Here is a 4,135-nt window from a genome sequence, read left to right as displayed (position 1 = left end):
CTGCACGCTCATCCAGGCCAGCACGTCACGGAACGGCACGCACTGCACGTCGGGCTGGCCGCACTTCTCCAGGACGAACTTGGTCAGGGCGTCCTCGTAGGCGTTGTTGTTCCACGCGTTGAAGTGGTTGCCCAGGACCAGGGGGGCGCGGTTGCCGTTGAAGGTGGCGTTGAACATGTCGTTGTACGTCTGGTACACCTGTTCGGAATCGGCCGCCGACTCCTCCGGCGTCACGCCGTCACTGCTGGCCTGGCGCTGGGTGTAATAGAAGTTGTAGTCCATCGTGATCTGCTGCTTGCCGGTCCCGTGGATCGGGAACGTGGCCATGCCGAACTGCCAGATCTTGTACTGCTGGGACTGCTTGGGCCAGGAGATGCCCGTCTTGGTGAACGAGGAGTCGTAGGTGATCCCGTGCTCGACCAGCGCGGGGAACAGCTCCTCGGCCTTGCCCTCCAGGCACGGCGTGCGCTCGCCGCGGACCTCCTGCTTGGGGTCGAAGGCCAGGTCGTCCATCTGGACGCCCGGGTTGTTCGCCTTGACGTTCTGCACCATCGAGTAGAACTGGTCGAGCTCGTCGTTCCAGTCGGCGGTGGTCCACTGGTTGCCACTGGGCTCGGCGCCCGCGCAGAAGTGGCCGTTGAAGTGGGTGCCGATCTCGTTGCCCTCGGCGTACGCCTGGTTCAGGTCCTTGATCTCGATCGGCAGGTCGGAGGCGCTGTTCCAGCTGATCGAGGACTTCCCCGGCGAGTGCCCCGGGCCCTGGTAGGCCATCTTGGTCTCGTCGGAGAGCATGTAGGTGCCGGACAGGAAGCCGGTGAAGTGGAACGGCACCTGCTTGGCCACGTCGAACCAGTGCTGCCACTTCTCGTGCCAGCCGACGCCGTCGAAGCTGACGATGATGAACTGCGGGGGCTTCTCACCCGGCTGCAGCTTCTTGGGCACGAAGCCGGACGGCAGCGCGACACCCTCCTGCACCGCACCGTCGGTGCCCGACTGGGTCGATCCGGTGGACGACGCGGGTGCCGACGACGGTGCCGACGACGGTGCCGCCGAGGACGGATCGGAGCCGGCCGGGGACGATTCCGCGGACGAGCCGGACTCCGGGCCGGCAGTCACGAAGCTGGTGACCGTGACGTCGCCGGCCGAGCTGGAACTTCCGCACGCGGCCAGCAACAGGGACAGCACCCCCGTCACCGCGATCAGAGCATTGCGCCGCCGTCCCACCCGCATGAATCCTCCGTACCTCGCCACTCACAGCCGGTCCACGGCGCGCACCCGGCGCACACATGGCCTGTTGACACTACTGTCCGACATCTGACGTGCGGCCCGGGTGAAGGGTTGTGGCGCCGCCCGATTCGTCCCCGCCGGCCCGGCGGCCGGCCGCGGCCGGGTCGACGCCGGCGGGCCGGCGTCCGCGCCACCGCAGCGGATCTAAGCTGCGCGGTCATGAGCACCGGAGCCCCGCCGCCGCCGGGCGGCCCCGGGCGAACGCCGCCCCCGCCCGACCCCGACGGCTTCCTGACGCCGCGGCCGTACTCGCCGCGCTCGCTGTGGGTCGAGCTCGTCGTGGTGTTCCTGGTCACCCTGGGCAGCAGCGGGTTGTCCTCGCTGGTCAGCCTGGCCGACGCGCTGCTGGCCCCGGTGCCGCTGGCCTCCCAGACGGTGTCGATCATCGTCCCGCAGGCGCAGGCGTCGTACCTGGACCTGCTCAAGCAGCTGCTGACGATCCTGCGGGGCCTGGCCTGGGGCGGGTTGGGGCTGTACCTGCTGTGGCGCAGCGGGGTCGACCTGCGCACCCGGCTCGGCCTGGACCGCTCGCGCCCGTGGTCCGACCTGGGTGTCGGGGTGGTGCTCACCGCGGTCATCGGCATCCCCGGCATCGCCCTGTACCTGGGCGCGGTGGCCGCCGGCATCAACCTCACCGTCGCGCCGAGCACGCTGAACGACGTCTGGTGGCGGCTGCCGGTGCTGGTCCTGGCCGCCATCGAGAACGGGTTCCTCGAGGAGGTGCTCGTCGTCGGCTATCTGGTCACCCGGCTCGAGCAGCTGCGGCTGCCGGGCTGGGCGGTGATCGGCGTCTCGGCCGTGCTGCGCGGGTCGTACCACCTGTACCAGGGGTTCGGCGGGTTCCTGGGCAACGCCGCGATGGGCGTGGTGTTCGCGTGGTGGTTCCGTCGCACCCGCCGGCTGTGGCCGCTGGTGATCGCGCATTCGCTGCTGGACATCGTCGCGTTCGCCGGTTACGCGCTGCTCAAGGGCACCGTCGGCTGGCTGCCCTGATCGACCGGGCTCGGCCGAAACCCGGCCGTCCACCCGGTGCGCTGATCGAAAGCCCGCCCAATCCGACATTTCACGCCGGAAAACGGGTCTTTGATCAGCGCGCCCCGGGGCAGGACCGGGTTCCGGCCGGAGTCAGCGCAGCGTGAACTGGCGACCCAGGATGCCGTCGCGGGCGCGCCGCTCGGCGTCGGACAGCGGCTCGTCCACGGCCAGGGCCAGGGCCAGCCGCTCGGCGAACGCCAGGGCCGGCGCGTCCCACTCGCTGGCATGCGCGTCGCGGTCCAGGTCCCACACCGGCACCAGCCGGCCGTGGGCGCGGAACGACCCGACGTAACGGCTGCCCTCCCCCAGGTCGAGGCGGTCGGCCACGGCGAGCCGGGCCAGCGCCGCCATCAGCTCGGGCTCGTCCTCGGGCCGGACCCAGCGCAGGTGCGCCCGCTCCCCGGCGTCGACCCAGTAGGCCCCGGGCAGGTCGGCGACCCGGGCGGTGGGCATGATCGCGGCGTTGGCCCGCTCCAGCGACAGGGCCACCTCGCTGCCCGGCTCGACCTGCTCCTCCAGCCACCACGAGAAGTCGTCGTGCACGGTGACGGCGAGCGGCTCGTCGACGACCAGGTCGCCGTACCGGTTGCCGATGGTGGCCCGGCCGATCACCGGCAGCACCGACGACGGCTCCGCCGCGAGGGCCCACTCCAGGGCGGCCGCCAGGTCGCGGGACAGGTCGCCGGTGTGGGTCTGGACCTGCATCCCCAGCATGATCGAGCCGTCCGAGCGGGTCAGCGCCGCGGCGGCGCCCGGCAGCACACTGGCCAGGGTCACCGACGGCACGTCGTCCCGGGGCTCGATCAGCGTCAGGGGCGCGCTGGCGGCGGGCAGGAACTCGCGCAGCGCGATCAGCTCGGTCTCGGCGGCCAGCCCGGCGAACGGCCGGGTGACGATGAGGTCGGCCGCGTCGGCCGAGCCGTGGCACGCCTTGTACCGGCGACCGGAGCCGCAGGGGCAGGGGCGGCGGGGATTGACGGTGACGCCGGAACCCTCGGCACCCGATTCGAGAACGGCGGCGGATCCCCCGGAACGGCGGCTCTTCTTCGACACCCGGCCACGGTAGCCGACCGCGAGTGCCCCACCGCGCCGGTCGGCAGCGGCGCGGACCTGATGCGGCGTCGACGGCGGGGCCGCTCAGGGACGGGTCGGCGCCGGTTCGCGGACCACCCAGCCCACCGGGATCGCCGGCCGCCGGCGCAACCGGCCGGCGAAGCGCCAGAGCATCGCCGCGCCCAGGCCGGCGCAGACGGCTGCGGCGAGGTCGACGGCGATGTGCAACTCCACCGTGTCGGCGACGGCCTGCAGGCTGCCACCGAGCCCGCGCAGCAACGCGGCCGCCACCAGGACGGCCGAGACGATCCAGCTGACCCACCAGGCGACGGTGAGCCGGGACGCCCGCCCGGGGACGTCGGGATCGGCGTCGGGCCGGGCGGCGTCGAGCATGCGGTCGATCTCGGTGACGATCTGCCCGGCGCCGTACAGGTTCCAGCCGGGCACCGCCAACCGGGCCAGGATCGCGGCGGCCGAGCGGGACGGCGCCCGCCGCCGCCGGGCCGCGGCCACCGGATGGGTCCGCACCAGCGCCACGACCGCGATCAGCAGGGCCACCACGGCGGCTGCGACCGACCCGGCGCCGGCCGCGGCGACGGCCACGTCGCTGGTCCAGACGGTCGTGGCCGGCAACACCCTGGTCCGACCCTCCAGCAGCAGGGCGAACCGCCAGGTCTCGGCGAACGCCGCGAGCAGCGTGACCACGGCCGTGACGGCGGCCAGCGCGGCCGCGGTCCGCAGCAACCCGGACGGGTCGGCC

Annotated in this window: 4 protein-coding genes; 1 reads left to right on the top strand and 3 read right to left on the bottom strand. The window is 72.6% G+C overall.

Annotation, left to right across the window (positions count from 1 at the left end; genetic code table 11):
* The coding region (locus tag ACOJUF_RS25545; protein WP_420124616.1) for a hypothetical protein at positions 1-1,230 on the bottom strand (1,230 nt) is incomplete at its 3' end.
* Positions 1,231-1,446: 216 nt separating this feature from the next.
* Between ACOJUF_RS25545 and ACOJUF_RS25540 the strand changes: the two genes are divergently transcribed.
* Positions 1,447-2,280, top strand: coding sequence for a CPBP family intramembrane glutamic endopeptidase (locus tag ACOJUF_RS25540; RefSeq protein WP_420124615.1), 834 nt, complete (start codon positions 1,447-1,449; stop codon positions 2,278-2,280).
* 132 nt (positions 2,281-2,412) lie between these two features.
* Here the strand turns inward: ACOJUF_RS25540 and ACOJUF_RS25535 are convergent, their stop codons facing one another.
* Positions 2,413-3,375: a DUF5926 family protein gene (locus ACOJUF_RS25535; protein WP_420124614.1), complete on the bottom strand. Its 963-nt coding sequence runs from the start codon at positions 3,373-3,375 to the stop codon at positions 2,413-2,415.
* Between the two features lie 84 nt (positions 3,376-3,459).
* The coding region (locus ACOJUF_RS25530; protein ID WP_420124613.1) for a DUF4328 domain-containing protein at positions 3,460-4,135 on the bottom strand (676 nt) is incomplete at its 5' end.

The organism is Nakamurella sp., assembly GCF_048594475.1.
Lineage (GTDB): Bacteria > Actinomycetota > Actinomycetes > Mycobacteriales > Nakamurellaceae > Nakamurella.
This window is presented reverse-complemented; position numbering and strand designations above follow the sequence as displayed.

Excerpts from the sequence above, each read along its gene's own strand:
- ACOJUF_RS25540 (WP_420124615.1), top strand. The coding sequence starts at position 1,447 with ATGAGCACCGGAGCCCCGCCGCCGCCGGGCGGCCCCGGGCGAACGCCG.